The sequence below is a fragment of the Mucilaginibacter sp. SMC90 genome (assembly GCF_022811725.1).
Lineage (GTDB): Bacteria > Bacteroidota > Bacteroidia > Sphingobacteriales > Sphingobacteriaceae > Mucilaginibacter.
The window spans coordinates 6088770-6115133 of sequence record NZ_CP094527.1; the positions used below are offsets into that span (position 1 = coordinate 6088770).

At 42.6% G+C, this 26364-nt stretch carries 23 protein-coding genes; 15 read left to right on the forward strand and 8 right to left on the reverse strand.

Annotated elements, in window-relative coordinates:
- Nucleotides 1-9: 9 nt before the first annotated feature.
- Both MTO98_RS25100 and MTO98_RS25105 read left to right on the forward strand, forming a co-directional pair.
- The gene (locus tag MTO98_RS25100; protein WP_243481727.1) at nucleotides 10-2445 is read left to right on the forward strand and encodes a penicillin acylase family protein; all 2436 of its coding nucleotides are present in this window, start codon (nucleotides 10-12) and stop codon (nucleotides 2443-2445) included.
- A 10-nt stretch (nucleotides 2446-2455) separates the two neighbouring features.
- Nucleotides 2456-2794: a hypothetical protein gene (locus tag MTO98_RS25105; protein WP_243481728.1), complete on the forward strand. Its 339-nt coding sequence runs from the start codon at nucleotides 2456-2458 to the stop codon at nucleotides 2792-2794.
- A 51-nt stretch (nucleotides 2795-2845) separates the two neighbouring features.
- Here the strand turns inward: MTO98_RS25105 and MTO98_RS25110 are convergent, their stop codons facing one another.
- Nucleotides 2846-3526 carry a lipid-binding SYLF domain-containing protein gene (locus MTO98_RS25110; protein WP_243481729.1) on the reverse strand — a complete coding sequence of 227 codons (681 nt, stop codon included), beginning with the start codon at nucleotides 3524-3526 and terminating at the stop codon, nucleotides 2846-2848.
- Between the two features lie 97 nt (nucleotides 3527-3623).
- Nucleotides 3624-4103 (reverse strand): DUF1203 domain-containing protein, encoded by a 480-nt coding sequence (locus tag MTO98_RS25115; protein ID WP_243481730.1) that lies wholly within the window; start codon nucleotides 4101-4103, stop codon nucleotides 3624-3626.
- 250 nt (nucleotides 4104-4353) lie between these two features.
- On the opposite strand from MTO98_RS25115, the gene MTO98_RS25120 reads away from it, so the two are divergent.
- Both MTO98_RS25120 and MTO98_RS25125 read left to right on the forward strand, forming a co-directional pair.
- Nucleotides 4354-5340 (forward strand): acyl transferase, encoded by a 987-nt coding sequence (locus MTO98_RS25120; protein WP_243487949.1) that lies wholly within the window; start codon nucleotides 4354-4356, stop codon nucleotides 5338-5340.
- Between the two features lie 148 nt (nucleotides 5341-5488).
- A complete protein-coding gene (locus MTO98_RS25125; protein ID WP_243481731.1) occupies nucleotides 5489-6217 on the forward strand; it encodes a PH domain-containing protein in 729 nt (242 codons plus the stop codon).
- Nucleotides 6218-6409: 192 nt separating this feature from the next.
- Here MTO98_RS25125 and MTO98_RS25130 read toward each other — a convergent pair whose 3' ends face one another.
- From MTO98_RS25130 to tyrS, 3 genes are all read right to left on the reverse strand, one after another.
- Complete coding sequence (locus MTO98_RS25130; RefSeq protein WP_243481732.1) at nucleotides 6410-6862, reverse strand: RES family NAD+ phosphorylase; 453 nt, start codon at nucleotides 6860-6862, stop codon at nucleotides 6410-6412.
- Nucleotides 6862-7377 carry an antitoxin Xre-like helix-turn-helix domain-containing protein gene (locus MTO98_RS25135; protein ID WP_243481733.1) on the reverse strand — a complete coding sequence of 172 codons (516 nt, stop codon included), beginning with the start codon at nucleotides 7375-7377 and terminating at the stop codon, nucleotides 6862-6864. Before MTO98_RS25135 ends, MTO98_RS25130 begins: the two co-directional genes overlap by 1 nt.
- A gap of 124 nt (nucleotides 7378-7501) precedes the next feature.
- Nucleotides 7502-8785 carry a tyrosine--tRNA ligase gene (tyrS, locus tag MTO98_RS25140; RefSeq protein ID WP_243481734.1) on the reverse strand — a complete coding sequence of 428 codons (1284 nt, stop codon included), beginning with the start codon at nucleotides 8783-8785 and terminating at the stop codon, nucleotides 7502-7504.
- A 239-nt stretch (nucleotides 8786-9024) separates the two neighbouring features.
- On the opposite strand from tyrS, the gene MTO98_RS25145 reads away from it, so the two are divergent.
- The 9 genes from MTO98_RS25145 (at nucleotide 9025) to MTO98_RS25185 (ending at nucleotide 17588) form a co-directional block, all read left to right on the forward strand.
- Complete coding sequence (locus MTO98_RS25145; RefSeq protein ID WP_243481735.1) at nucleotides 9025-9696, forward strand: hypothetical protein; 672 nt, start codon at nucleotides 9025-9027, stop codon at nucleotides 9694-9696.
- Between the two features lie 201 nt (nucleotides 9697-9897).
- Nucleotides 9898-11865 (forward strand): 30S ribosomal protein S1, encoded by a 1968-nt coding sequence (gene rpsA, locus MTO98_RS25150; RefSeq protein WP_129569382.1) that lies wholly within the window; start codon nucleotides 9898-9900, stop codon nucleotides 11863-11865.
- Between the two features lie 214 nt (nucleotides 11866-12079).
- Nucleotides 12080-12475, forward strand: coding sequence for an ACT domain-containing protein (locus MTO98_RS25155; protein ID WP_243481736.1), 396 nt, complete (start codon nucleotides 12080-12082; stop codon nucleotides 12473-12475).
- Nucleotides 12476-12700: 225 nt separating this feature from the next.
- Nucleotides 12701-13249 carry a bifunctional pyr operon transcriptional regulator/uracil phosphoribosyltransferase PyrR gene (gene pyrR, locus MTO98_RS25160; protein ID WP_243481737.1) on the forward strand — a complete coding sequence of 183 codons (549 nt, stop codon included), beginning with the start codon at nucleotides 12701-12703 and terminating at the stop codon, nucleotides 13247-13249.
- Nucleotides 13250-13421: 172 nt separating this feature from the next.
- On the forward strand, nucleotides 13422-14354 hold the full coding sequence (locus tag MTO98_RS25165) for an aspartate carbamoyltransferase catalytic subunit (protein WP_091163068.1): 933 nt from the start codon (nucleotides 13422-13424) through the stop codon (nucleotides 14352-14354).
- Between the two features lie 16 nt (nucleotides 14355-14370).
- A complete protein-coding gene (locus MTO98_RS25170; RefSeq protein WP_243481738.1) occupies nucleotides 14371-14910 on the forward strand; it encodes a hypothetical protein in 540 nt (179 codons plus the stop codon).
- A gap of 100 nt (nucleotides 14911-15010) precedes the next feature.
- Nucleotides 15011-16429, forward strand: a complete 1419-nt coding sequence (locus MTO98_RS25175) for a serine hydrolase (RefSeq protein WP_243481739.1) — start codon at nucleotides 15011-15013, stop codon at nucleotides 16427-16429.
- Between the two features lie 134 nt (nucleotides 16430-16563).
- Nucleotides 16564-17106, forward strand: coding sequence for a hypothetical protein (locus MTO98_RS25180; protein WP_243481740.1), 543 nt, complete (start codon nucleotides 16564-16566; stop codon nucleotides 17104-17106).
- Entirely contained in the window at nucleotides 17106-17588 is a 483-nt protein-coding gene (locus MTO98_RS25185; RefSeq protein ID WP_243481741.1) for a hypothetical protein, read from the forward strand. Before MTO98_RS25180 ends, MTO98_RS25185 begins: the two co-directional genes overlap by 1 nt.
- A gap of 615 nt (nucleotides 17589-18203) precedes the next feature.
- Here MTO98_RS25185 and MTO98_RS25190 read toward each other — a convergent pair.
- The 3 genes from MTO98_RS25190 to MTO98_RS25200 are packed head-to-tail and all read right to left on the reverse strand — an operon-like array spanning nucleotide 18204 to nucleotide 23991.
- The gene (locus MTO98_RS25190; RefSeq protein ID WP_243481742.1) at nucleotides 18204-19331 is read right to left on the reverse strand and encodes an efflux RND transporter periplasmic adaptor subunit; all 1128 of its coding nucleotides are present in this window, start codon (nucleotides 19329-19331) and stop codon (nucleotides 18204-18206) included.
- Entirely contained in the window at nucleotides 19324-22569 is a 3246-nt protein-coding gene (locus tag MTO98_RS25195) for an efflux RND transporter permease subunit (protein ID WP_243481743.1), read from the reverse strand. The genes MTO98_RS25190 and MTO98_RS25195 overlap by 8 nt, the downstream gene beginning before the upstream one ends.
- 18 nt (nucleotides 22570-22587) lie before the next feature.
- Nucleotides 22588-23991 carry a TolC family protein gene (locus MTO98_RS25200; RefSeq protein ID WP_243481744.1) on the reverse strand — a complete coding sequence of 468 codons (1404 nt, stop codon included), beginning with the start codon at nucleotides 23989-23991 and terminating at the stop codon, nucleotides 22588-22590.
- A gap of 89 nt (nucleotides 23992-24080) precedes the next feature.
- Between MTO98_RS25200 and MTO98_RS25205 the strand changes: the two genes are divergently transcribed.
- A complete protein-coding gene (locus tag MTO98_RS25205; protein WP_243481745.1) occupies nucleotides 24081-25031 on the forward strand; it encodes a LysR family transcriptional regulator in 951 nt (316 codons plus the stop codon).
- Nucleotides 24985-26235, forward strand: a complete 1251-nt coding sequence (locus MTO98_RS25210; protein WP_243481746.1) for a glycosyl hydrolase family 8 — start codon at nucleotides 24985-24987, stop codon at nucleotides 26233-26235. The genes MTO98_RS25205 and MTO98_RS25210 overlap by 47 nt, the downstream gene beginning before the upstream one ends.
- The last annotated feature ends 129 nt before the right edge of the window (nucleotides 26236-26364 follow it).

Sequence of the window (26364 nt, forward strand, 5' to 3'; positions counted from 1 at the left end):
TCATCAACAATGAAGTTAACAAAAGCATTCATATCCATTTTTTTTACCTTACTGCTCATCTGGGCATTACAAACCAAATTTGGCGTTGTACCTCCATTGGGAAAATTCCTAAGCCCTGCCGATGGCTTTTGGCAAAATGCCGAAAGCAAGAACATTTTGCCCACCCTCGATCTGAGGCTTAAAGGCCTTCAGGGTAAGGTTACCATTAAATTTGATGAAAATCACATTCCGCACATTTTTGCAGAGAATGAACACGATCTGTACTTTGCCCAGGGCTATATGACCGCCACCGATCGCCTTTGGCAAATGGATATTCAAACCCGGCAGGCGGCAGGAAGACTGGCCGAAGTTATAGGGCCCAAGGTGCTGGATATTGACCGCTATCACCGCCGCATGGGTATGGTTTACGGTGCCGAAAAAACCATAACGGCAATGATGGCCGATCCGGTAGTACGAAACATGATCCTTGCTTATACTGATGGGATCAATAGTTACATTCACCAGCTGAGCCCGAGAGATTACCCGATAGAATTTAAACTCCTGAATTACGCGCCTGAAGAATGGAAGCCCATCAACTGCGCATTTTTGCTTAAGCTGATGTCAGAAACACTGGCCGGCGGCTCAAACGAATTTGCAATGACCAACATCCTGCGCAAATTTGGCCCTGCTACCACCAATGATCTTTTTCCGGATTATCCCATGCACGAAGATCCTATTATCCCCGTAGGTACAAAATGGGACTATTTTAAACCACTGCCTATTCCCAAACCATCCGCACATTTTTTGGCCAGCATGACCGATAGCGCCAATACCAAACCCCGCGTTGAAGGCATCGGCAGTAATAACTGGGCAGTAGCCGGCAATAAAACAGCAAGCGGCTATCCCATCCTGGCTAATGATCCGCATCTTAATCTTACTTTACCTTCCATCTGGTATCAGATCCAGCTTTCGGCACCGGGTATGAATGTTTACGGTGTATCCTTGCCTGGTGCTCCCTGTGTAATTTTAGGGTTCAACAACAATATCAGCTGGGGTATCACCAATGTTGATGCCGACGTGTTGGACTGGTACCAGGAAAAATTCAGGGATACTAAAATGGATGAATACTGGTATGATAACAAATGGAATAAAACCACACGTCGTATCGAAAAAATTGATGTGCTTGGCCAAAAACCCGTTTATGATACCGTAGTTTATACCCATCATGGCCCGGTTGTTTATCAAAATGATGTTCAAAAATCAGATGGTGCCGATTTTGTTCCGGTAGGTCATTCCCTGCGGTGGATAGCACATGAACCTTCAAATGAGCTGATGGCTATGTACCTGCTTAATACCGGTAAAAATTATGCTGATTACCGTAAAGCACTTACCTTTTTCAGCGCTCCGGCGTCGAATTTTGTTTTTGCAAGTAAAGATGATATAGCCATTACCCCTAACGGTAAGTATCCACTTAAATATAAAGACCAAGGTAAATTTATTTTAGACGGAACCGATCCTGCCGACGACTGGCATGGCTGGGTGCCCTTTGAGCATGACCCGACAGTTAAAAACCCGCCGCGGGGCTTTGTGAGTTCGGCCAATCAGTCATCCACCGATCCTACTTATCCTTATTACATCGATTGGACGTTTGCATCCTACGAACGCGGCAAACGCATTAACGACCGGCTATCGGCTATGACCAAAGCTACCGTAGATAGCATGCGGGTTTTGCAAACCGATGTTTACAGCATCCGCGCGCAGGATATTTTACCAACGTTGTTAAAATACCTCGACCCGGCAAAACTTGATGCCACACAACTTTATGCATATCACGAAATCCTTAAATGGGACAAAAACGTTTCAGCAGCTTCAACCGGCGCTACCGTATTTGGCAATTGGTGGTCGCAATTATATAATGGTGTATGGGCCGATGATTTTGCAGATAAGAACCTGCAAGGCAACTTCCCCTCAATGGACCGCACCGAACGACTGCTATTAAAAGAGCCTGACTCTAAATGGTTTGATGATACCCGCACACCTGCCAAAGAAACCGCAGCAGACATTGTTAATAAAGCTTTTGCAGCCGCTGTAAAGCAAATAGCCGATAGATGCGGGAAGCCCGGAGCAGGTTGGCGATGGGGCAATTTCAAGAAAATGGAGATAGCCAGCCTGTCACGCCAGCCGGCCTTTGGATCAGGCAATTTTGAATCGGGCGGCACCGGATCTACCGTTAATGCTTTAAATGACGGTCACGGCCCTTCATGGCGTATGGTGGTACAAATGGGGCCAAAAGTGAAAGGTTATGGTATTTTCCCTGGCGGCGAGTCGGGCAATCCAGGTAGCTTTTTTTATAACGATATGTTTAAAACCTGGAATGAAGGCCATCTGAAAGAATTACTTTTCATGCAATCGGCCAATGAGCCTTCACCGCGTATCAAATCAACTTATACATTAACCGGTAAATAATTTCAGCATCATGTTATTCCTCATCATACTTATACTTTCATTTGCCAGCGGATACTTTTTACCCTGGTGGATAGTTGCTATCATATCTTTTTTAACGGCCCTTATTATTGGCACTACGGCAAAAAGCTCTTTTTGGCAAGCCTTTGTTGCCGTTTTAATTGTGTGGATTGTACTGGCACTTTTTAAAAGTATCCCGAATGACCATATTATGGCTACGAGGATAGCTCACCTGTTCCATCTGCCAGGCTGGGGGTTTATACTGGCGGTAACGGGCATTTTAGGAGGATTGATCGGTGGGCTTTCTGCATTATCAGGACTGCTCCTTAAACAAGCCTTTCAAAAGCATTAAAACAAAAATGCCCGGCAAAATTCCGGGCATTTTGTTGTTAGTGTATTTAGCTTAAAATGAAGCCAGTGTTTCTTTTAATGTTTTTACTGCTTCGGTGGTGCTTGTTGCCTGAGCAAATATGTCCTGCGAGGTTGCTTTTGCTCCGTAATAAGCTGCATTTGAATCTTTATCGATACCCAGGTTTGAACCGTTGATAGTTATACCTGCAAATAAGCCTTTACTGCGCGAATAAGAATAAACCTCGGCTTGCAGCTTATAATCGGTACTTGCAGTTGAACTGCGACCAACCGGGCCAGCTGCTGCAGAAATATCGCCGCCAATGGTAAAATCGCCGTTTTTAACCTTGGTTAACACACCTTTACTACGGAATACCAATACCAGATCGACTGATTGTACGCCAATTTGCAAACCAAAGCTGCCGCCTGTTAAGGTCACAAACACTGGGTCGCTCCATTTGCCGTTACCCAGTTTCACCATAGCTACGCCTTTTCCGCGTTTACCTCCTATGCCAAAACCTGCATTGATCATCTTAGGAATAATCACAATACCTTCGTATTCTTCCAATAACTGGTGGGGGATGCTTTCCTTCATTTTGGCAAACTCTTTCAGTACGTTTGCTGAATTATGGATGCGCTCCGTTTGCTTGCTGTCATCATCGGCAGGCTTTGCCGATATCATTACGAAAAAGAGGCCTAACAAAACCGGGAGCCTCAAAAATTTTAATGTTTTCATGGGGATGGATGATTAATATAACTAATTGTTGTACGCTTCTATACTTTACTAACCCCCAAAACACGCACTTGTTTTTTAATTTTATGTAATTTCAAAGTCAAACACGCTCAATTTTGCATATAAAACAACACGCCTGCGCATTTCTGGCATGCAAATATTCAACATTAACATTTTCGGCAAATATTTCGGTTATCAGTTCATCAACATCGGCATCACCAACAAGCCGTGTCAAAACCATTTGCTGCGCTTTACTATAACCTATAAGCGACAGTGGAAAACTCTTTTTATTAGTTTTGATCTCCGGAGGAAAACGATGGATATCGTTGTATTCCTCAACATCTGAGGCACTGATAAAAACCGGTCCCGGCTGGTTGTAGGCATTTTCAATTTCAAACGGCGAATGTTTTAACAGTAAGCGTTTGTCAACATTACGTTCAAACGGCTTAAGCGAAACCCGGCAAGGCCCAAGGCCGGTAGCTAACTGTTCAACCACTTCTCCCGCAAAATCGTCGATCATGGTAGTTCTTATTTTTTGCGCAAATGATTTAGATAATGGTACAATTTTAAATGTGTTCATGATTATTGTTTTTGATACGTCAAAGGTCTGGTTAGTCATAAAACACTTCAACCCGAAACTTGCGGTGTTTGTCTGAACCGGGATTTTGAACCATGATTTATAGGATTTAAGGATTACATGATATCAAGCAAATCCTCCAATCAAGTAAATCACGGTTCAATCTTGATGTCATGTAAATCCATTAATCATGCGAATCATGGTTCAAATTCCGCAATCATGCGAATCATGGTTTTCCTTATCTTTGCCCCCAATGAGCAAACCCGGTAAACAGCAGGTATTTTCTATCAATACCGATGATCAATTTAATGAAGCAGCGTTGCAGGTTTTCAATTACCAGGCAAAGCATAATCCGGTTTACAGGCAGTTTATTGAAGGGTTGAAAATTGATCCGTTAGCAATTACATCTTACGGGCAAATTCCCTTTTTACCTATCGAGTTTTTTAAATCGCACACTATATTAAGTACTGATGAACCTGTTGAGGTAACTTTCACCAGTTCGGGCACTACAGGTATGATCACCAGCAGTCACCGGGTGACAGACACATCCTGGTATGAGGATAGTTTCCGTAAAGCGTTTACTATTTTTTATGGCGATATCAGGGATTATACAGTTTTAGCACTGCTTCCCTCCTATCTTGAACGCGAAGGTTCATCGCTTATTTATATGGTTGATGATCTTATTAAGCAATCAAACAACCCGGATAGCGGTTTCTTTCTGTATAACCATGATGAACTTTTTCAGCAACTTAAAAAACAACAGGACGCCGGAAAGCCTACGCTTTTGATTGGTGTAACTTTTGGATTGCTTGATTTTATCGAAAGTTATCAAATAAATTTCCCCGAGCTGGTAGTAATGGAAACCGGCGGAATGAAAGGCCGCCGTAAGGAAATGATCCGCGAGGAGCTGCATGATATTTTAGGTAAAGGATTTGGCGTAAAACACATCCATTCGGAATATGGAATGACCGAACTGCTATCACAAGCTTACTCCAAAGGCGATGGTATTTTCAATTGCCCGCCCTGGATGAAGATCATCATCCGGGATACTAACGATCCGCTCAGTACGTTACAAAATGGTAAAACAGGTGGGATCAGCGTTATTGATCTGGCCAATATCAACTCCTGTGCGTTCATTGCCACGCAGGATTTGGGCAGAATTTATAATGACAGCTCATTTGAAGTATTAGGCAGGTTTGACCAGTCGGATATTCGCGGCTGTAATTTGCTGATTGCTTAATACTATTTGAGAATCAAGACGTCAGGAATCAAGATTCAGGAAAGTTTTTGAATAAGATTTTATCTTTTTTATTGCTTCTTAACGCTTAATTCTTGACTCTTTGACCGTTATAATTATTATTTTTGCGCGCATCATAAATGCTAAAAACATGATTGAGAAATTTTTAACAGAGGAACAGGATCCTAAAGCAGTTGAAAAGGTTTATTCGCGTCTCGTTGATCTGCTATCAACCGGCGAGGAGATTATTTATATAGCCGTTCAGAAAAAACCGCTGGTAAACCTTTTTCCTGATTGTATCGCTATAACTAACAAACGTGTATTATTTTTTACCCCGGCCAACCTGGGTTTATCTATCAAGTTTGTTGATTTTGTTTGGAAAGATATTGTTGACGTACATACCAAAGAGGAGATCATTGGTGCCGTATTCAGCGTGAGGACAACCGGCGGAGCCGAAATGGCCGTTGATTACCTCCCTAAAGTTCAGGGCCGTAAATTATACCAGTACGCCCAGGAGCGTAAAGAAGTTGAGCGTGAAGCCCGCCGCCAGCGCGAGCTTGAACAAAAACGTGCCGAATCAGGTTCTATTCAGTTAGAAAACTCGCCTGCCCGTGCTTTTGCGGCACCTGCTTCGCCACAGCCTTTTTCACAGCCAAACGGGTATGCAGCGCCCGCCGCACCGGTAACTCCACCAGCACCGGTTGCAGCCCCCGCACCGGTTTTACAGGAAACACCAGCGCCTGCGCCAGCACCTGCACCTGCAGCTAAACCCGATGAGCTTACCGAAAAATTAAAGAAACTAAAAACATTGTTTGATAATGGCCTTATCTCGCAGGAAGAATATAATGCCAAGAAACTGGATTTACTGAGCGATCTTTAAAAGTCATTGAGTCATTATAAGAAAGGCGATGGAAACAACTACTTCCATCGCCTTTTTTCGTCATTAGGTCATTGGTCAGACATTTCAGGAAAAGCACAAGTCACCCACGCTTATACCCTTGACACAAGACTTGCGCTAAAAATGCAAACGCTATACAATGACTTAATAACGATTTATCAAATGACCTAATGACTAAAGTAGCCTCCGGTCGAAACCAAAAGGCTCTCTTTTTAAAAGCTTCACATCAAAAGCATCCGGATGCAGAGGATTAAGGAGATAATTATATTCGGCAGGGACAATTGATGAGGGCACTTTCATCAGCAAATATTCCTGTTTTTTAAGGAAAGTATCCCCAAATTCGCGCAAAATTACCGGGCCCGATATATCCCGCCAATCTTCAGGTAATTGCTCAACCTTAACGGTGGTTATTTTGTCATCCGGCACTTCAATTTCTACAAGGCAGTAATTACCCGGAATTATCAAAGGATCTAAATGCACAAGCACTTCCAACACCGCTAATGACCGGGATGAGGCAAGATAAAGCATCGGTTTGCCTTCACTGTTCCAACGGCCGCCATATAATCGCGCTCCCGCGCCGCTCAGGTCGGCAGCGTAATTACATTTAGTGATACGATAAAGTATCATCAGGCAAAAATACCGTGCTCTATACGACCAAGCTCCTTGAAAACCATATCAAAACCGGCCGAAGTATCCAAAATAGTTACAGGAGCCTCGCCCCTGAAAACCACCGATGGTGTTTTGATCCAGATCTTGAACTTATCCATCGACTCAAAAACCTCCTCGCCGCGGGTGTAAAGCCGTGCAAGCTCAATGGCCTTTTCGGCATATTCGGTTTTAATAATGACATCATCCTCGTAACGTTGTAAGGTGCGCTCGGAAATATGCAATATATTGGCAAGCTCCTGGATATTGAGGGAAATTTTTTTTGCAAGAGAAAGTAAAGCGCTTTTCGGGAATCCCTTACGGGCCAGGCTGATGATATCAAAATCAGACGAGGCTTTTACCTGTTTTGAACCATTCAATAAACTATAAAACGAAGGCATCGCACCCTGAACAACATAAGCTGCCATTGGCTCTTTGACCTCATTTTTAGTATCCGGCTTTGACTTATACGACATATGTACAAATATAACTACCATTTGTCGTATTTACAAATATTAGGCCAACAAAAAAGCGATGGGTTTTATTTCACCTATCGCTTTTCTATCATTGGGTCATTTTGTCATTAAGTCATTAACTGTGCGAATGACTCAATGACCTAACTTATTCTGCAACTATTAAAAAGTAGTTCTTTTTACCTTTTTGAGCTACGATGAATTTACCGCCTATCAGCGCATCATTATTGTAAACATCATCGGCAGTGCCTATCTTAACTTTATTAATGGCAACACCACCGCCCTGAATCATCTTTTTAGCTTCGCCTTTTGATGCAAAAACAGCCGTTTTCGCAGCCAACAGATCGGTAGCGTTAATGCCCTGCTCCAACTCACTTAGTGCGATATTATAGTTAGGTACTCCCGCAAATAAACCCAACACCTCGTTTTCACTCAACTCGTTCAAAAATTCGATACCTATATTACCAAACAAAAATTCTGATGATTTGATAGCCTTTTCATATTCGGCTTCACCATGTACGCGGATAGTAATATCTTTTGCCAAAGCTTTTTGCAGTATACGGGTATGAGGAGCAGCATCATGCTCTGCCTCCATAGCTTCTATAACCTCACGATCAAGCAAGGTAAAAATACGGATGTATGATTTAGCGTCAACATCGGTTGTATTTAACCAAAACTGGTAAAACTGGTATGGCGAAGTACGCTCAGCATCAAGCCAAACAGCACCGCTTTCGGTTTTACCGAATTTGGTACCATCAGCTTTCTTGATCAGGTTGGTAGTTAAGGCAAAAGCTTCACCGCTGTCTTTACGGCGAATCAACTCGGTACCAGTAACAATGTTACCCCACTGGTCGCTGCCGCCCATTTGCAGTGAGCAGTTATGGTGCTTCCACAGGTAGTAAAAATCGTAACCCTGAACTAATTGGTAAGTAAACTCAGTGAACGACATGCCGGTGTCGCCCTCCAAACGTTTCTTCACCGAATCCTTAGCCATCATATAGTTTACCGTAATGTGCTTGCCTACATCGCGGATAAAATCAAGAAAAGTAAAGTTTTTGAACCAATCGTAGTTGTTCACCATTTCGGCGCTGTTGGCACCTGTGTTGAAATCAAGGAAACGGGTAAGCTGTTTTTTTACCGCCTCCAGGTTATGCTGAAGCACATCCTCCGACAATAAATTACGCTCGGCCGATTTGCCCGATGGGTCGCCCACCATGCCGGTAGCACCGCCAACCAAAGCATAAGGTTTGTGGCCCGCGCGCTGAAAGTGGATCAGGGTCATGATTTGGGTAAGGTGGCCAACGTGCAATGAATCGGCAGTTGGATCAAACCCGATATACCCCGAAGCCATACCTTTATTTAACATATCCTCGGTTCCGGGCATTTCGGTATGCAGCATGCCGCGCCAACGTAATTCTTCAACAAAGTTCATATCAAGTTCTGTTTCAAAAAGGTGCAAATATAAATGAAATTGATACACTAATTTTCACTAATTGAGTCGAATTACACGAATTTAAAATGCATCAATTTTAAATTCGTGTAATTCGATTTAATTGTCTGCTGCCTGAAAAGATTCGTGTTTATACGGTTAACTATAAGTAAACCCAGTTTCAAATAATTACTTATATTTTGTATCTTGAGCAAAACCGGGTATTTTGCAAGACAAGGCTTATGAATTTTCTATCGCATTTTTATTTCGACAGGCATACTACCAACTGTTACCACGTGCTGGGAACGGTACTGCCCGACCTGTTGAAAAATGCCGATAAAACCATCATCCTTCACCCTGAAAAACTCCATCATGCTGATAACGAAGTTAATTCTATCGTAGCCGGATGGAACAAACACCTCGATGTCGACCGTTATTTTCACTCGTCCGACTTTTTCACCACCCGCTCGCATGAATTAAAAAAGCTGCTTGCCCCTGCCCTTGCAGGCTCTCCGGTTAAGCCATTCTTTTTAGGCCATATAGCGTTGGAGCTTATTATCGATAACCTGCTGCTCACAACAGGTAAAATAAGTGTTAATGAATTTTATGATCACCTGAGTGGTTGTCGGGAAGATAAAATAAAGGAGTTTTTAACTTTTGCCGGACTTAAAGACACTGATGTTTTCTTTAAGTTTTACGAAGGATTTAAAAAAAGCCAGTACCTGCATACCTATGCGGAAACGCATCAAATAGCTTATGCGCTTAAAAGGATCTGCATGCGGATTTGGAATAATCCCTTTACACCAGAGCAGGAAGCATTGATGGATGAAATATTAAGCGCCTACCGGGATGAGATGCTGAATGATTTTATGTTGATTTTTAAAGAGATTGAGCAGAAATTAACAAGCGTTTAAAACATTTTTCGGGCACCAAATACCTCCTTAAAGTGCTGTTTTACACTCCTATCAGATAACCTGCAGCAAAAAACCGCCTTTTTTAATGCAAAATGGCCTGAATATAAGCAATTAACATTAAAAAATTTCTTTTTTCAATAAAATATATCCGTACCTTTGCAGTCCCAATTAACAAATTGGGAAAAGGAGAAAAATTATTTAATGGCAAAAAAACAAGAAGCAGAAAAAGAATTAAAAGCGAAAGAAGCTGAACTGGGTACAGTTAATGCGTCTGGCGAAAAAGAAACTATTGAATCAGAAGCTGATTCAATCTCTATCGAAGAGATCAAATCAAAAATTGCGGCTACACCGAGCGAAGATTTCGACTGGGATGCTGACGACAAAAAATTTGGTAACTACAGCGATGACGACCGTGAGAAATTTGAGAAATTGTATGATGGAACTTTCAGCTCTATCACCAAAGGCGAAATCATCACCGGTACTGTTGTTAACGTTAACAACAAAGATGTTGTGCTTAACGTAGGTTTCAAATCAGACGGTTTAGTATCAGTATCAGAATTCCGTGACACACCAGATCTTAAGATCGGTGACAAAGTTGACGTTTTTGTTGAGTCGCAGGAAGATGCTAACGGTCAGTTAGTGCTTTCACGCAAACGCGCAAAAACTCAAAAATCATGGGAGCGCATTAATTCAGCCCTTGATAATGATGAAATCATCACCGGTTTTGTTAAGAGCCGTACTAAAGGTGGTTTAATTGTTGACATTATGGGCGTTGAAGCCTTCTTACCTGGCTCACAGATCGATATCAAACCTATCAGGGATTACGATGTGTACGTAGGTAAAACTATGGAATTCAAAGTTGTTAAAATCAACCACGAATTCAAGAACGTTGTGGTATCGCACAAAGTGCTTATCGAAGACGATCTGGAAAATCAAAAAACAGAAATTGTTGCACGCCTTGAAAAAGGTCAGGTATTGGAAGGTACCGTTAAAAACATTACCGACTTTGGTGTATTCATTGACCTTGGTGGTGTTGACGGCTTACTGCACATTACAGATATTTCATGGGGCCGTATTGAGCACCCACGTGAAATTTTGGCATTGGATCAAAAGATCAACGTTGTTGTTCTTGACTTTGATGACGAGAAAAAACGTATCGCTCTGGGCTTGAAACAATTAACCCCTCACCCTTGGCAAAGCCTTTCTGAAGAAATTCAGGTTGGTTCAAAAGTTAAAGGTAAAATCGTTACCGTTGCTGATTACGGCGCATTCCTTGAAATCATCCCTGGTGTTGAAGGTTTGATCCACGTATCAGAAATGTCATGGTCACAAAACCTGCGCAACCCTCAGGAATTCCTGAAAGTTGGTGACGAGATCGAAGCTCAAGTATTGACTTTAGACCGCGAAGAGCGTAAAATGTCATTAGGTGTTAAACAATTAACTCCTGATCCATGGCAAAACGCTGCTGAAAGGTACGCAGTTGGTACTCAGCACGTAGCTACAGTTAAAAACATGACCAACTTTGGTGTGTTTGTTGAACTGGAAGACGGCATCGACGGCTTGATCCACATCTCTGACCTTTCTTGGTCTAAAAAAGTTAACCACCCTAACGAATTCACTAAAGTTGGTGAAAAATTAAACGTAGTTGTACTTGAACTTGATGTTGAAAACCGCAAATTGAGCTTAGGCCACAAACAGCTTGAAGAAAACCCTTGGGATACTTTTGAAACTATCTTCACTATCGATTCGATCCATGAAGGTACTGTTATCAAAGTAACCGACAAAGGTGCTATTGTAGCTTTACCTTACGGTGTTGAAGGCTTTGCGCCAACCAAACACCTGGTTAAAGAAGACGGCAAGAGCCTGAAAGCTGAAGAAGCTGCTGAATTCAAAATCATTGAATTTAACAAAGAAAACAAACGTATCGTTATTTCACACTCACGTATCTGGGAAGAAGCCCGCGCTGATGCCCGCGTACAGGAATTTGAAAACCGCAAAAAAGAAGCAAAAGCTGCTACTAACGCGGTGAAAAAAGTGAAAGATTCTGTTGAAAAATCAACTTTAGGCGATCTTAGCGTATTAGCTCAATTAAAAGAGCAAATGGAAGGTGCTGAAAACAAAGCCCGCAAGGCTGCACCTGCTGCTAACAGCTCTGAAGAAGAAGCATAATTTAGCTTAACACTTTATACAAGCCCCTCCGGAAACCGGAGGGGCTTTTTTGTTGGATTAAACTTTTTTGATTTGAGTTATATGTTATACTTGCGCTCGTTTGTAACGAGAGCTTAATATGGTTTGGCGATTGTATCGCCTTTGCGTTACAAACGCAAACCCAGGTTACGCACTCGTTTTAAACGAGCGCGAGTTAGTTTTTATATATTTGAATATGCCCACCGGAGAAACCAACCTTAATACGCTGCTTAAAAACATAACACCCGCGCTTAATGAAGATGATTATGTTTATTGCACAACATCATCATTACCTAACATCAATGCCGATGACATCATAGCGTTTTTCAAAGAACAGGAGGCTATAACCCTTATCCTCAAAAAAGAAACCGCCGATAAGTTAAACCTTGAATATAGTTACGTTGCCGCCTGGATCACATTAACTATCCATTCATCATTAGAAGCAACCGGGCTTACCGCTGCATTCGCAACCTCGCTGGCTAAAGAAAATATTAGCTGCAATGTGGTGGCCGCCTATTACCATGACCATATTTTTGTAGCTAAAAAGGATGCAGAAAGGGCGATGGCAACTTTGAAGAAGCTATCAGAATAATCCTCATTCCCGACTCCTACCCGTCATTGCTTTAGGGTACGAAGCAATCGCAAACTTTATAGGGCGGCCATAAAAACAACTCTGTACGTAGGAGATTGTTTCGTTCCTCGCAATGACGCCGCGAAGAGCGCCTGTTAAAAAAGAGTTGCGACTAAACCCCACTTTCAAAACTCATCCTCCAAAACTGAAAACAAATTATTACTTTTGCCCAAATCCACCCATACGATGCAAAATCTAACGCTGCTCGACGGACAAAAGTTTCAAATCACTATACAACGTTTATGTCGCCAGTTAATTGAAAATCATAACGATTTTTCAAATACAGTATTAATTGGTATTCAGCCTCGTGGCATTTATTTAGCCAAACGCGTTGCCGAAGAATTAAGAAAAATCCTTCCTGATAAAAACATACTGCAAGGCGATCTTGATATAACCTTCTATCGCGATGATTTCCGCCGCCGCGAATCACAACTGCTGCCAAATCAAACCAAAATAGATTTTATTATTGAAGGCAAAAAAGTGATCATGATGGATGATGTACTGTGGACAGGCCGCACTATTCGCGCCGCTATGGATGCCCTGCAGGCGTTCGGCAGGCCTGAAAAGGTGGAGCTCCTGGCTTTGGTTGACCGTCGCTATTCCCGTCATATCCCGGTATCGGCTGATTATGTGGGTATCGAGGTTGATTCCATTGCATCGCAAAAAGTAGTGGTAAGCTGGAAAGATACCGATGGGGAGGACAAGATAGTTCTTGTTTCAGAGGCACAGGAATAATATAATAATAATATATATACAACGCGTCATTGCGAGGTACGAAGCAATCCCAAACTATACAGGGTAATCATGCATGGTGCCTCTGCTAATCGGGGATTGCTTCGTACCTCGCAATGACGGAAAAAAATAAAAAATCCGAAATCGAACATCCGAAATCCGAAATCAAAATAACATGGCAGGACTGAGCACACGACACTTATTGGGTATAAAAGATTTAAACCGGGCAGATATTGAGCTGATATTTGAAACTGCCGATACTTTTAAATCTGTTTTAAACCGGCCTATTAAAAAAGTGCCGTCGCTGCGGGATGTTACCATTGCCAATATTTTCTTTGAAAATTCAACCCGTACCCGTTTATCATTCGAGCTGGCCGAAAAAAGGCTTTCGGCTGATGTGATCAACTTCGCGGCCTCATCATCATCGGTAAGTAAAGGCGAAACACTGATTGATACGGTGAACAACATCCTGGCCATGAAGGTTGACATGGTAGTTATGCGCCACCCTTATGCAGGAGCGGGCATCTTCCTGTCAAAACACGTAAAAGCACAGATCGTGAACGCAGGCGATGGTGCGCACGAGCATCCAACCCAGGCATTGCTTGATGCCTTTTCTATCCGCGAAAAATATGGCGATGTAGCCGGCAAAAAGGTGGTGATTGTGGGCGATATCCTGCACTCGCGCGTGGCACTTTCAAATATCCTTTGCCTTAAACAATTGGGAGCCGAAGTGATGGTTTGCGGGCCAACTACATTGATCCCAAAATACATCGGCTCATTAGGGGTGAAAGTTGAACATAACCTCATTAAAGCCCTTAACTGGTGCGATGTGGCCAACATGCTCCGCATTCAGCTGGAGCGCCAGGATATCAAATATTTCCCATCGTTAAGGGAATACACTATGCTTTTCGGTCTTAACAAAACTATCCTGGATTCGTTAGATAAAGAGATCACTGTAATGCACCCCGGCCCTATCAACCGCGGTGTGGAGATCACCAGTGATGTTGCCGACAGCAAACAATCAATCATTCTCGATCAGGTAGAAAACGGTGTAGCCGTACGTATGGCTGTGCTTTATCTGCTGGCCGGACAAACACCAACCATATAAATAGCATGTTTCAGGTATGAAGTTCAATTTCAAAACATATCTGAAACATACTTATAAAGGAGAACTACTCTATCTTGCAGTTATTGTTGGGCTATACTTGTACGACCACAACAATATCATCTTTCTTTTATTTTTCCCATTCTCGTTTGTACAGGGCTATTACCGCTATCAATACAAAATTACCCAGGCAGAGAAACTTAAAGCCCGTGGGCTCACCGAAGAAGATATCGATAATATCAGCTTTGTAAAAAAGTGGGAGCATTCGCGCAAACGTGGTATGTGGAATTACTGCATTATTGACGGTGGGTTCATTTTCGGATTAGCTATATCACTCATTACAAGCGTAGCCTGGTTAATTTTTAAAGGTAAAGATATGCACAGCCTACTGGCGGAGCCCGGTGATATGTTTGCTTTTATTGGTTATAATTATATGATAGGAGCCGCTATTGCCGTTATTATATTCCGTATGAAATGGAAACGAAATGAAAAACGCTTTGTGCGTTTAACCGATCCATTGGCTGATAACTATTTTGCCAAAGATTACCAGGACATATAAATCGATAGTATTTAGTCATAAGTCCATTACCTTTTTCCTTCAATTTTAAGGGCTTGTGACTAAAGATTAACGAGATTCATTAAACACGAAATCAGATTTCATGAAACTAAGGCTCTGTTTTATCCTATTCTTATTTATCCCATATATAACCTTCGCCCAAAGTCATCAGCAATTTAAAACCGATTCGGTATTTGTGCTGGTGAAAAAATTCTTCAACGCCAAGCAGGCCGATTCTATTTACGCTTTAACCGGGGTAAATTTTAGGCATGCCGTAAGCGAAGGTCAGTTCCGCAGCCTTAGCCAACAGCAATTATTCCCCTTAAATGAAATTAAAGGTTCAACGGTGATCAGCTTTGTGAACAACAAGGTAAGCACTTATAAGCTGGTATTCCCATCGGTAACGCTGCAATTGCTCATGAGCCTTGATACCGACAATAAGATAGAGCTCTTTCTGTTTCAGCCATACAAGGATATTACCGCCGATAAGACCACTCAAATGCCAACCTCGAATAAAATGCTTACCGCTATAGATAAACAGGTTGATGAGATCGCACGTCCTTATATTCAAAAGGCAAACACCGTAGGCCTAAGTATAGGCGTATTTAAAGACGGGCAGATCAGCATTTATAATTATGGAGAAACGGCCCGGGGCAACAAACAATTACCAACTGCAGCTACGATATATGAAATCGGCTCCATCACTAAAACATTTACGGCTACCCTGCTGGCTTATTACGCCAACGAAGGGAAAGTAAAACTTACCGATCCTATTACCAAATACCTGCCCGATTCGGTGAAAACCAATGCGGCATTAAATGCTGTAACCCTTCAAACACTAAGCAACCATACATCAGGCTTGGCAAGAATCCCCGAAAACCTTCAGTTTGATTCGACCAGTGCGGCTAATCCTTACAAAAGCTATAACAAAAGGCTTTTGTACAGTTATCTCAAAACCTGTAAGCTCAACAGTAAACCAGGCGAGCAGTATGCTTATTCCAATTTAGGAGTGGGCTTATTAGGAACGATATTATCACAAGTAAGCGGCAAAACTTTTGAACAGATGGTACAGGAGGTAATTTGCAATCCTTTAGCAATGAAAAATACAGTGCAGCATTTAAGCGCTTTACAACTCCCCCACTTTACTAAAGTGTACAGCCAATATGGCGACCCAACAGTTGCCTGGGATTTTGACGCTCTTGCCGCCTGCGGGGCCCTCCATTCAACAGTAAATGATCTGCTGATATATGTAAAGGCCAACATGACAGGTGGCGCCGACAAGCTATCAAAAGCCTTTGAACTCACTCATCAAATAACTTACAGCAAGGATGCTAAAATAGCCCTTGGCTGGCATATCATTTTGGTTGATGGTGTGGAATACATTTTCCACAACGGAGGCACTTATGGTAGCAGCAGTTTCTTAGCTTTTAATGCCGATAAGAAACTTGCGGTTGTTGTATTATCAAATGCAGCTGAAAGTACAGATGCCGTGGGGACGGGGATTATTAAGAAACTGCAGTAACCGATAACTTCTGTAACATAGCAAATCGAGCTATTGGATGTTATTAAACGCCGCAAGAATACCTATTTATAGGTATTTAGGCCATCAAGTTGATATTAATTTCTATTTTCGCGCAACTTATCCCTTATTAGTTTATGACGAAAAAAGTATGCCTAATTGCGCTTGCTGCATTTGTTTCGATTATGCAGGCATGTGTATCTTCAAAAATAGCAAGCAACAAAGATTCCGCTTACAATATCAAGCCCAAAAAGTTATACCTGATCGTGAGCAGCTCAAAAGATGCAAAAACCTTCCCCCAGGACCTCTACAACGGTTTGGTAAAAAATTTTAAAACCAGAAATATTGCTTATGATGGATTTGTGCGTGATCCACTTTCGCTAAAATCAGATGAAGAGCTGAACCATGACCTCAACGCGTATGACCCTGACGGGTTATTAACTATTAAAATGACGCAGATAGATATAATAAACGGAGGTGCTGGAGGTGCCACTTTTGAGCTCAGTTTAATAAGCCGCGAAAACAAAAAAACGGTATGGAAAGCTAATTTAAATGTAACCGGACCAATGAGGGATTTAGCTACAGTAAACAGCGCCATAAAAACGATAATAGGCAAAATGCAGGAAGATCAAATTATAGAAACTAACGATAAAATCAGCCTTCTTCACAATCAATACTAATGAAACAATTACTATCTTTTATAGCTATCATAATGCTTTTACAGTCATGTGCCACTGTAAATATTAACTCAAACAAAGATCCCAACTACACTCAAAAGCCTAAAAAAATATACATCGAAATAAAATGTAAAAAAGATATGCGGCCTTTTGGTCAGGGATTGGCCAATGGTTTAAAAACTGATTTTGAGAGTAAGGGAGTAAGTTCCATTTCGCAGTTATATGATGACCTTGATTTGGAAAGCGCCGAAAACTTGGAGAAAAAAGTAAGCGACTATGCTCCCGACGCCGTATTCCTGATCAAACAAACTGTATATGGCGATCAAAGCACATTTGAACTGGGTTTGATAGACAGCAAAACCAAAAAGTTTTTTTGGAAAAGCGAAATAGTTACTACAATGGGCACCTATGGTGATTTCGACGAATTGATCAATAAAGCCCGTAAAGCTATTTTAACCAGACTTACTGCAGATGGAGTGCTTTAGCACCCAAATAAAAATCCATCAACATCGATTAAATTTTCGATAAAAAAATGGGGAAAGCTTTTAGCTCTCCCCTTTTTTTATCCCTTCGCACTATCCTTAAGGTTGATTCAAATCAACCAAAATTCAAATTTCAGCCTATGGTCGGTGTTATCACCACAGGTGTTCGGAAGATTCAGATCGGTTGGGAATGCTGGTTAAAAAAGCTATGTCATTGCGAGGAGCGGCGAGGGCAAAAGCACTTGGGGCGACGTGGCAATCCCGTAACTATACAGGGCGGATATGCATTGGCTACGAGATTGCCGCGCTACGCTCGCAATGACATATTTTTTTATTTAAAAAGTAGAGATAATTTCATCTTCCGAACACCTGTGGTGTTATCACCGCACCATATGATTTAACTTCCAAATCACTAATGTTAGTTATAAGTATAGTTGCAGTAGCACAAAGATGGAAGTGGTACGGTGATAACACCAACCACAAGCTGCATAACCTGCAATAAAAAAAGGTGCCTGAAAACTGATTAAGCTTTCAAGCACCTTCCCCTTCACACTATTCAGGTTGTTTTAATTTTGAAGAAGAAATTTTCAACTCTTCAAATCAACCAAATTCAAATTATTAATATTTCAAAGTCGATCCGTTCCTGATCTCATCTGAAGCTACCTTTACCAGTTTATCATCTTGCTTCAAGTCAGCGCCGAAGATCTCGATGCTATCGCCGTTAGTGAGGCCTTTTTTCACATCAACCCAAACCGCTTTGTGATCCACAACTTTTATAACAAAAACCTTTTCGGTTGAAGTTGCTACTGCCGTTTTAGGTACCACGTAAGTACTGTCGCCAGCAGGCAACGGTACATTTACTTCGGCAAACATGTGCGGGATCAGCTTCTTGTCTTTATTGTAAACGTCCATCTCCAGGCGTTCTGCACGTAATTTTTCATCGAGCGCGCCGGCTATACGTTTTACCTGTGCAGTAAATTTTTCACTTGGCAAAGCCCTTACAGTGAAATTAACCTCGCTTTTGTTGCTTAGTGCACCTGTATAAATTTCAGGTACTGATACCACTAAACGTAAGCGTCCCTGATCTTGTACGGTAAACAACGGATCGGTGCTTTTACCTCCCGGACCAACATAAGCACCCAGGTTTACATTACGACTGGTGATCACCCCATCAAAAGGAGCACGGATTTCCAGGTAAGCCAAATTAGCCGATACCTCTTTTAATCCGGATTTTGCAGCGTCGATATTTGCCTGGTCGGCGTTCTTTTTAGCTTCGGCCTGCTCCAGGTCATTTTGCGAAACAGTACCAGGAGTTTTACTGGTACTTACCAGCCTGTCATAAGTGGCTTTGCTGGCAAAGTAAACTGCCTCAAACTGCTTAATGCGCGATTGTGCTGCAGCCAATTGCGAGTTAATTTCCGGTGCTTCAAGTACAGCCAGAAGCTGGCCCTGGTGTACTTCAGAACCTATATCAACCAATAGCTTTTTAACGTAGCTGTTGGTTTTGGCATACAGGTCAACCTGCTGGTAAGGGATCAATTCACCCGGAATAGTGATATTGCTGCTTAACCTGCCTTTTGTTACCGGTACTAATTGTACCGTTGGACTTTCAACAGCTTCCTGCTGTTGTTCCTCTTCCTGCTGCTCCTTTTTTTCTTTATCATCTGAGTGGCAGGCGCTCATGGAGCCAATTGCCACTGCTAAAACGGCAAACAGCAGTATTGATTTATTTTTTAGCTTATTCATGGTGGTGCAAAGGGACATAAAATTTACTTTCTTTATCTTCTGGGTCTAATGAAACAGATTGGGTGGTGGCATTACCTTGTACCCACGCAAAAACCAATGGTAATATCAGCAGCGCGGCAAAGGTTGAGGCAATAAGGCCGCCGATTACGGCGCGACCGAGCGGTGATGTTTGATCACCGCCTTCACCTAAGCCTGATGCCATCGGGATCATACCTACGATCATGGCCAAACTGGTCATCAATATAGGGCGCAGACGTAATGCTACAGCTTCGCGGGCCGATTTCAGTGCATCGCCATTGTGCTTGCGCAGCTCTTCGGCATTGGTTATCAGCAACACAGCGTTTGAGATAGATACACCTACCGACATGATCATACCCATGTATGATTGCAGGTTAAGCGTAGCACCGGTGATCTTCACCAACAACAGCGAACCAAACAATACAGCCGGTACAGTTGATAATACCACCATCGACATCTTGAACGACTGGAAGTTTGCCGCCAGCATCAGGAATATCACCAACACCGCTACCAATAAGCCTGATTGTAAACTGTTCAATGTCTCGGTAAGGGTTTGGCTCATACCATGCATTTCAACTGTTAAACCGCGCGGCGGCTTACCCAGTTCATCAATGGCTTTTTGTACATCATTAGTTGCTGTACCTAAATCCTTTTTATTGATGTTTGCCGTTACCGATAAGGTTGGCACAGCGCCTACGTTATCATCTTCGCCAAAGGTAGTACCGGTTTTAACGTCAGCCACATCACCTAATACCGGGCGGGCCTGGTTTGCCAACACAGGGATTTCCTTAACATCATTTAAACTTGCCATCTGGTATTCAGGTACCTGTACCTGCACAAGGTAGCTCAAGTTTGATTTTTCATCAATCCAGTTATTTTTTTCGGTAAACCTTGATGATGAGGTTGATGCTACCAATGATCGTGAAATATCATTTAAACCTACCCCAAGCTGCGCCGCCCGTTGCCTGTCAATATTGATATCAATGGTTGGATAGTTGAATGACTGGCCTATCTGCACATCACGCAGATAATTTATGCTTTTAAGTTTATTGATAACCTTAAAGGCATATTCAACATTCTGCTGTTTATTTTTACCGGTAATAGCCACCTCAATTGGCGTTGGCGATCCCTGGCTCAGAATCTTGTCGGTCAATTCAATAGGCTCAAATGATAGTTTAACATCTGGTAGCTGCTTAGCCATCTCGTGCCTGAACTTTTCCTTCAATTCATCAAGGTTAACCTTATAATCTTCTGTTAAGCTAACCTGCATTACAGACTCCTGCGGACCGGCCATAAACAGGTAAATAGGGTTGGTTGAAAATGATGAAGGATGCGAGCCAACAAATGTTGAAGTAATAGCTATGTGGTTTTTACCTACAATATCACCAAGTATATTTTGCGCCTTAACGGCAATTAGTTCGGTGCGCTCCAGGCGGGTACCATCAGCAGCACGCAAACGTACCTGGAAAGTACCAGAGTTTACCTTAGGCAATACGTCGCGGCCAATGATATTGAACAGCAGGAAGGCAAGGCCAAATGCCGCAACCACATAAACTGTCACCAGTATTTTACGATTAGGCAGCATGCGGTCCATCAGGCGCATAAAGCTATCCCTGAATTTATCAAAACGGGTAACCTCACCGCCTTTATGCTCAAGGGCAGCCTTCATGGCCCGTTCTTTTTGTTCCCATGGCTCACCTTCATCCTCTAATGCAAAACCATCTTTATGGCTGTGATCTTCGTGTTTGTTTACCATGATCCAGTTGGCCATGATAGGCACGAAGGTTTGAGCAAGCAAATAAGACACGATCATTGAGAAACCAATAGCCAATGCCAATGGCAAAAACAATGCACCCGGAATACCAGTCATGGTAAAGGCAGGAGCAAACACCGCCAAGATACAAAACAGGATCAGCAATTTAGGAAACGCGATCTCCTTACAAGCATCCCAGATAGCCAAAGCTTTCGGTTTACCCATATCAAAATGCTGGTGAATATTTTCGATCGTCACCGTCGATTCATCCACCAAAATACCTATCGCCAGCGAAAGCCCGCTCAGCGTCATGATATTGATAGTTTGATGTGCCAGCGACAGGAAGAATATGGCTGATATGATACAGGTTGGAATGGTGAGGATCACGATGAGTGCCCCACGTTTATCCCCTAAAAACAGCAATACCATTAAGCCGGTGAGTACCGCACCTATCGCGCCTTCCTCCGCCAAACTTTTTACTGCGTTGATCACATATATGGATTGGTCAAACACAAACGACAACTTCACATCATCGGGCAGTAAAGCCTGGAATTTAGGCAAAGCCTTTTTCAGGTTTTGAACCACATCCCAGGTGGATGCCGTGGCCGATTTGGTGATTGGCAGGTATACCGAACGTTTACCGTTAATAAGCGCGTAACCTGCGGTAATATCGGCACCATCTTCAATGGTAGCCACATCCTTCATAAATACGGTTTGGATCCCATTTTTATACAGCGGAATATCTCCAAAGTCCGAAATCTTCTTTATCGTGGTATTTGAAGGGGCAAGGTAGTTATAATCGCCTATGCGTACGTTACCTGCCGGGGTATTCTGGTTATTCTCGCGCAGGGCAGCCACGATCTGATCGGGCGTTAAGTTGTGTGAGCGTAACAGGTTGGGGTCAACCTTGATCAATATGGTACGCTGGTTACCACCAAAAGGTGCCGGAGCAACAAGGCCCGGAATGGAGGTAAATGACGAACGTACGTAAACCAAAGCATAATCAAGCAATTCGTTATTACTTCGGGTGGCGCTGCTCAACACCAGCTGACCAACCGGCAGCGTTGAGGCATCAAAGCGCAAAATAAAGGGCGGCTGCGATCCCTGCGGGAACGCGGCCTGGGCCCGGTTGGTATAGCTCGTGACCTCCGCCGCGGCCTGGGCCATATTAGTGCCCTCGTAAAAAGTAACTTTTATTAACGTTAAGCCTTGTATATTTTTCGTTTCGATACTTTTTACGCCCGATACGAAAAGCAAAAGGTTAACATATTGCTTACCAAAGTAAGCCTCCATTTGGTTTGGGGTGAAACCGCCGTATGGGTGCGATACATATATAACCGGCAGGTTTAGATCGGGAAATATATCGATCTTGATAGTCCGTACCGCATTTATACCGAAGAAGAACAGCCCGGCTACTATAACCAATATGGTAATTGGTTTTTGCAGCGCCCCTTTTATCATTCCCATTGTATATGTGTGTAACTGTTAAAAATTATTAATAAAGATCCCGAAATCGCCGGTTGCTGCCGATTTAAACAGCAATGCCTGCCATACGTTGTTCAGGGCTATATATTTGTCAACCTCGGCCCGGTTAAGGGTATAAAGTGCCTGTGTAAAATCAACTATGTTTGATAGTCCGTTTTTATACAGTGTATATTTTTGAATGTAAGCGTTGTTCGCGGCCGAAACTTCAACCGGTACTTCGTTAACATTTTTAAGTGCGTTGCCAATGCGGGTTTCGGCTAATGCGCGTTGTGCTTCCAGTTGTTTATCAACCAGTTCGTAGTCATTTTTTAATTGTTCGGATGTGAACTTTTGTGACTGTACCTGGTAATGGGTCCTGAAAACGCTGGTGAAATTCCAAACCATGCCAACACCAAACAGGTAGTTATAGCGTGTTGGGTCAACACCTGCACCGTAGCTGCCGGTATAACTTGATTGGTCAACACCATAATCCGACTTAAAGCCCGATCCCCTGCCCTGGTAAACACCAAAAAGGCTAAAGGTTGGTAAAGCAAAAGTGCGGAGGTATTTAGCTTGCTGATCGCTCACGTTTACCCTGTTTTGGTAAAATTTCAAAGTTGGGTGATCTGTAGCGGCAACAGCACTTAAAGCCTCCAGGTTGTTGGGTTGTTTGGTAATGAAAGCACTATCCAGCTGAAACTCCTGCGCAGGGATCCCTAAGTAAATAGAAAGCTGATTGCTTTGATCCTGTACAGTTTGCTGAGAATTGGTAAGCGCTATTTTAGCGTTAGATACTTCGGCGTTGGCCAGTGATGAATCTACTCCAGGATTTAAGCCGTTCTTTACGCGGGCTACAACTACTTTTTGCAAATCCATGGCGCGATTAAGATTATCCTGCTGCGCCTTGGCAAGCTGTTGTGCTGCCAGCAAGTTTAAATAAGTAGCTGCTACACGTACCTGGTGCTGAAATTGCTCCTGTGCAAGATCAGTTTCATCGCGTGATACGATGGTTTTCTGTACGCCGATCCTTTGCTTTGATTTGCCAAAAGCGAAAAAATCCCAGCTTACGTTGGTTAAATAGAGCGCTCCGAAAGCAGCATTCCAGTTTTGCTTGGCCAATACCGGCCCGGATGAAGCTACAGAAAGCCCCCGGTAACCATACGATGGTCCGTTTTGGCCGTTCACTGTTCCGTAGTCCTGTTGCGCGGAGAAATTTACATCCGGCAGATACTCCGTTTTTGTCTCTTTGAGGTATGCCTTAGAGGCGTTAAGCTGGTTTGCCTTCGACTTAATGGAAGCATAGTTAGCAAGGGCCATTTGTTCAGCATCCTTAATAGAAAGGACTTTTTGCTGAGCTTGTACGTGTAAGACATATGAAACACTCAAAAAAAACAGGAGTAATTTTTTTGCATTTGTGTTTAACATGAGGTGTATTTTATACACAGCAAATGTATATTTATATGATTCATGAAAAAAATGAATTATTTTTGTGCAAATCATTAGCAAAACTAATAATGAATATCGCATTACATCATTTCAGGTTAGTAGATACCATTTCAAAAGAGGGTTCGCTGACCAAAGCAGCGAGCGCTTTACACCTAACTCAATCGGCCCTTAGCCATCAGTTAAAAGAGCTGGAAAAGGAACTCGATATAGAGGTATTCCATCGCCAGGGAAAGAAGCTTCAGCTTACCGAAGTGGGCTATCGTTTTCTACGAAGTTCGGAAAAAATATTGGCCGAAATACGTACTCTTCAAGAAGATATTAACAACTATAAAAATGGCAAAACCGGCCAGCTAAATATCAGCATGCAATGCTATACAGCATACCACTGGCTGCCCGGCGTAATTAAAGATTTTAAGAGCCAATGGCCTGATATTAACATAAATATAGTTTCAGATGCCAGTCGCCGACCGCTCGAATACCTCATGCGAGGCGACCTTGACCTGGGCATTGTGCGCACCCAAATGGTGAACACCCAAATTGTTTATGAGCCCATTTTTGAAGACCAGTTAGTAGCCATTTTACCGGCCGATCATCCACTGGCAAAGAAGGCCATTATTGACATCTGCGACTTCCAGGATCAGGAGCTGATACTGGCACTTTATGACCCCTCATACCAGGAAACTCCGGTCATCGAAACGCTCATTCAGGAGCAGCATGTAAAGCCCAAAACACTTAACCGAATCCACTATACTGACGCCACTATTGAGATGGTAAATGCAGGCCTCGGAATTAGCGTTATGGCCGACTGGATAGTGAAGCCATACCTCCCGGGTAAGCACATTGTTACAAAACCACTACATCACAGCATCGCAAAACGCACCTGGTACGCCGCTACATGTAAGGATACACCGGTAATTCAAAACTTTTTAAGCTGCCTGAAAAACCATTTCTGCAAAACCGAGCTATTGTGCAATGATGCTGAAGAAGCTGCCGCATATCCCGAACTCCGTGCGATATAGCCTGTTGCTATTATTAATATTTATCGTGAACGGCCTTCATGCACAGGTTGCATTAAGGCCGTTTCCGCAACATAGCCGGTATACTGCCGGTACTATTAAGCCCAATCACCTTAACCAGCAGCAATTGGATAAACAGGTGACTGCTTTTTACGATCAGTGGAAACACCGTTATATAAAACCCGGATGCGGTAAAGGCCAGTTTTACGTTTGGTTTGAAAAGCCCGGTAAAGAATGTGTATCCGAAGGACAGGGTTATGGTATGATCATTACCGCACTCATGGCCGGATATGATAAACAAGCCAAAACTATTTACGATGGCTTATATCTTTATTATAAAGCTCATCCTGCCAAAACATCTCCTTATTTAATGGCATGGGCACAAGTAAAAAACTGCAAAAATCTTGACAGAAGTACAGCTACCGACGGCGATATAGATATAGCATATTCCCTGCTCCTGGCCAATAAACAATGGGGCAGCAAAGGAGCTGTCAATTACCTGCAGGAGGCTAAAAATATCATGGCTGCTATTATGCGCTATGAAATTAATCCTAAAATGTTTTCTGTTTTACTAAGCGATGGCAGCGAAGGAGATAGCAAAGACTATTATGACATGCGCTCCTCTGATTTTATGCCTGCTAACTTCAAGGCTTTTGAAAACATCACCAAAACCGGCAAATGGCAAAAAACCGTTGATAATAACTATAGGCTTTTTAATTACCTGCAAAAAACTTACAGCCCGGATGCAGGTTTGGTACCGGATTTTATAAGGGGAATAAATACGAAAGCCCGGCCTGCCCAACCCAATTACATGGAATCAGTTTACGATGGCTATTACAACTACAATGCATGCCGTGTTCCGTGGCGTGTTGCCACCGATTATTTATTATATGGCGATAAACGCGCAAAAGATTTTGTGCGCCCGATAAACAGATGGATAAGACAAACTACCGATGATAACCCTGATAACATTTCGGCCGGGTATACACTTGCGGGGAATGACATTAAGGGCCGCTACTTCGAGGCGTTGAGTTTCATAGCACCATTCACGGTATCGGCCATGGTTGACCAAAATAACCAGCAATGGCTTAATAAAATCTGGGATTATCTTGTGGCCTTTAAACTAAAGGATTATGATTATTACGATAATTCCATCAAGATGTTGAATATGATCATTGTTAGCGGAAATTATTGGCGGATAGAATAGGTAGCATACATCAGTCTTACAGCCAATTTTTAAAATCCGGCGGATATTGGAGGTAAATTAGTGAGTACCATACATACATCAGAAAACACTATTACAAATCCTTCTATTTCCCGCTTTCAGCCTCTCTTT